The sequence below is a fragment of the Streptomyces sp. NPDC060027 genome (assembly GCF_042737005.1).
In the GTDB taxonomy this organism is placed as follows: domain Bacteria; phylum Actinomycetota; class Actinomycetes; order Streptomycetales; family Streptomycetaceae; genus Streptomyces.
The window spans coordinates 1-3,664 of sequence record NZ_JBHWVI010000402.1 but is presented as its reverse complement, the minus strand read 5'-3'; the positions used below and the strand labels follow the sequence as shown (position 1 = coordinate 3,664).

Here is a 3,664-nt window from a genome sequence, read left to right as displayed (position 1 = left end):
GCCCCCTCCAGTGAAGGGGGCCGAGCCGTGGAGTTCCCGACTGGGGTGGAACCCGGTCGCTCGGGCATCAGCCCCGATAGATCGCCTCGATCTCGTTGGCGTAGTCCTTCGCGACCACGTTGCGCTTCAGCTTCAGGGACGGCGTGAGGTGGCCCGACTCCTCGGTGAACTGATGGGCGAGGATGCGGAACTTGCGTACCGACTCCGCCTTGGACACCGCCGCGTTGCCGTCGTCGATCGCGTCCTGGATGGCGGCGATCAGGTCCGCGTCCTCGCTCAGCGACACCGCGGTCGAGCCGGCCGGCTTCCCGTGCTCCTCGGCCCAGCGGACCAGGAACTCCTCGTCGACCGTGACCAGCGCGCCGACGAACGGGCGCCCGTCGCCGACGACCATGCACTCCGCGACCAGCGCGTGCGCGCGGATCCGGTCCTCGATCACGGCCGGGGCGACGTTCTTGCCGCCCGCGGTGACGATGATCTCCTTCTTGCGGCCGGTGATGCGGAGGTAGCCGTCCTCGTCGAGGGTGCCGATGTCACCGGTGTGGAACCAGCCGTCGGCCAGCGCCTCGGCGGTCGCGCCCTCGTTGTTCCAGTACTCCTTGAACAGGTGCTCGCCGTGCAGCAGCACCTCGCCGTCGTCGGCGATGCGGATCACGGAGCCGGGCAGCGGCTGGCCGACCGTGCCGATCTTCGTACGGTCCCACGGGTTGAAGGCCGTGGCCGCGCAGGACTCGGTGAGGCCGTAGCCCTCCAGGACCGTGAAGCCGATGCCCCGGAAGAAGTGGCCGAGCCGCTCGCCCAGCGGCGCGCCGCCCGAGATCGCGTACTCGCCGCGCCCGCCGAGGACCGCGCGCAGCTTGCTGTAGACGAGCTTGTCGAAGGTCTTGTACTTGATCTTCAGGGCGAGCGACGGGCCCGAGGGGGTGTCCAGCGCGCGGCTGTACGCGATCGCCGTGTCCGCCGCCTTGTCGAAGATCTTGCCCTTGCCGTCCGCCTGGGCCTTGGCGCGCGCCGAGTTGTAGACCTTCTCGAAGACGCGCGGCACACCGAGGATCAGCGTCGGCCGGAAGGAGGCCAGCTCGTCGGTGAGGTTCTTGATGTCCGGGACACAGCCCAGCTTGATCGGCGCCATCATCGGCGCGACCTGCACGAGCCGCCCGAAGACGTGCGCGAGCGGCAGGAAGAGCAGGACGGAACACTCGCCCGTGCGGAACAGCGGGCGCAGCCGCTCCACGATGTTGCCGCACTCCGCGAAGAAGGCGCGGTGCGTGAGGACGCAGCCCTTGGGCCGGCCGGTGGTTCCGGAGGTGTAGACGATGGTCGCCGGGTCGTCCGCCTTGGCGAGCGAGCTGCGCTCCTCGACGGTGGCGTCGCTGACGTCCTTGCCCAGGCGCCCCAGCTCCTCGACGCCGCCGGCCTCGATCTGCCAGACGTGCTTGAGGGCGGGCAGCCGGTCGCGCACCGACTCGACGGAGGCCGCGTGCGTGCTCAGCTCCACGACGCAGGCGGTCGCACCGGAGTCGCCGAGGATCCACTGCACCTGCTCGGCGGAGCTGGTCTCGTACACCGGCACGGTGACGGCGCCGGCGCTCCAGATCGCGAAGTCGAGCAGCGTCCACTCGTAGCGGGTACGGGACATCAGGGCGACCCGGTCACCGGGCTGCACGCCCGAGGCGATCAGGCCCTTGGCCGCGGCACGCACCTCGGCGAGGAAGGTGGTGGCGCTGACGTCCGTCCACGTGCCGCCCACCTTGCGGGCGATGACGGCCACGTCGGGATGCTGCGCGGCGTTTCTACGGACGATATCGGTGAGATTTCCGTCCGCAGGGACCTCGTACAAAGCCGGAAGGCTGAACTCGCGCAAGACTGCTGCTCCTCATAGGGCGCCGACGCCACGACTCTGTGTGATGCGACGGTGCGGTCCAAGGCTCGGGCAGGTACTCAGGAGATCACTTGTTGAATTCCTGAGTACGACTGGACTGCCCGGACGTTACCCGTCGGTATGGCTTCTTCGACAGGGGGTCCCGACGAGATGTTCTATGCGTCACACGTGTTGGCGTTCCTTCGCGCACAGTAGTCCACGCCCTTCCTGACTAGCCAGTAATCGCAGGTCCGGCCGCCTCTGTTCACGTTTGCCGCACAGGCCTACGCTTGATCGTCATGGCATCCACACCGGTCGGTAATCCGCGGACGCGCGTTCATGTGGTCAGTGACGTGCACGGCAACGCCCGGGACCTGGCCCGCGCGGGCGACGGCGCCGACGCCCTGATCTGCCTCGGTGACCTGGTCCTCTTCCTCGACTACGCCGATCACGCGCGCGGCATCTTCCCGGATCTGTTCGGCGTGGAGAACGCCGACCGCATCGTCGAGCTGCGCACCGCACGCCGTTTCGAGGAGGCGCGCGCGTTCGGCGCCCGGCTGTGGGCGGGCATCGGCACCGACCGGGCCGCCGCCATCGAGAAGGCGGTACGCAAGCAGTACGCCGAGATGTTCGCCGCGTTCCCGACGCCGACGTACGCGACCTACGGCAATGTCGACATGCCGATGCTGTGGTCCGAGTACGCCGGACCCGGCACCACCGTCCTCGACGGCGAGCGGGTCGAGATCGGCGGACGGGTCTTCGGCTTCGTCGGCGGGGGGCTGCGGACGCCGATGCGGACGCCGTACGAGATCAGCGACGAGGAGTACGCGGCCAAGATCGAGGCGGTCGGTGAGGTCGACGTGCTGTGCACGCACATCCCGCCGGAGGTGCCGGAGCTGGTCTACGACACCGTGGCGCGCCGCTTCGAGCGCGGTTCCCGTGCGCTGCTGGACGCGATCCGGCGTACGCGCCCCCGGTACGCGCTCTTCGGTCACGTCCACCAGCCCCTTGTCCGCAGGATGCGCGTCGGGGCGACGGAATGCGTGAATGTGGGGCACTTCGCGGGGTCGGGCCGGCCCTGGGTGCTGGAGTGGTGAGCCGGCGGCGGTGCTGAACGGCAGGTGGGGTGACAGCGCCCGTGGTCGTGCGCGGTAGCCTTCACGCTGCACACACGTGCGCACCGACCTCCCTCACCGGACCGCATCTGGAGGAGCCACCGCGATGGCGGAACACACCAGTTCGAGCATCACGATCGAGGCGGCACCGGCTGACGTCATGGCGGTGATCGCCGACTTCGCCCGCTACCCGGACTGGACGGGTGAGGTGAAGGAGGCGGAGGTGCTCGGGACGGACGAGCGGGGCCGCGCCGAACAGGTCCGCCTCGTCATGGACGCCGGCGCCATCAAGGACGACCAGACCCTCGGGTACACCTGGACCGGCGACCACGAGGTCTCCTGGACCCTGGTCAAGTCCCAGATGCTCCGCTCCCTGGACGGCTCCTACATCCTCAAGGCCGCGGGCACCGGCACCGAGGTCACCTACCGGCTGACCGTCGACGTCAAGATCCCGATGCTCGGCATGATCAAGCGCAAGGCCGAGAAGGTCATCATCGACCGTGCGCTGGCGGGCCTGAAGAAGCGGGTCGAAGAGACGGTCTAACCACCCACCGGCGCCCGCCCCCACCCCCGGGCGGCCCGCGCCTCCCTCTGGCGAGCCCCAGAAGGCACCCCGCCAGAGCCCCCACCAAGTTTGGCCCCCGCCGCCCCCCCCCCCCGGGCCCCCACCCCCCCCGGGGGGGAGGAG

Annotated in this window: 3 protein-coding genes; 2 read left to right on the top strand and 1 reads right to left on the bottom strand. The window is 69.5% G+C overall.

Going from position 1 to position 3,664, the window contains the following annotated elements:
* Positions 1–67 precede the first annotated feature (67 nt).
* Positions 68–1,864 (bottom strand): AMP-dependent synthetase/ligase, encoded by a 1,797-nt coding sequence (locus ACFWBT_RS42275; RefSeq protein ID WP_385709939.1) that lies wholly within the window; start codon positions 1,862–1,864, stop codon positions 68–70.
* Between the two features lie 296 nt (positions 1,865–2,160).
* Here ACFWBT_RS42275 and ACFWBT_RS42270 point away from each other — a divergent pair, with 296 nt between their 5' ends.
* Both ACFWBT_RS42270 and ACFWBT_RS42265 read left to right on the top strand, forming a co-directional pair.
* Complete coding sequence (locus ACFWBT_RS42270; protein ID WP_385709937.1) at positions 2,161–2,958, top strand: metallophosphoesterase; 798 nt, start codon at positions 2,161–2,163, stop codon at positions 2,956–2,958.
* Positions 2,959–3,082: 124 nt separating this feature from the next.
* Complete coding sequence (locus ACFWBT_RS42265; RefSeq protein ID WP_385709934.1) at positions 3,083–3,520, top strand: SRPBCC family protein; 438 nt, start codon at positions 3,083–3,085, stop codon at positions 3,518–3,520.
* The last annotated feature ends 144 nt before the right edge of the window (positions 3,521–3,664 follow it).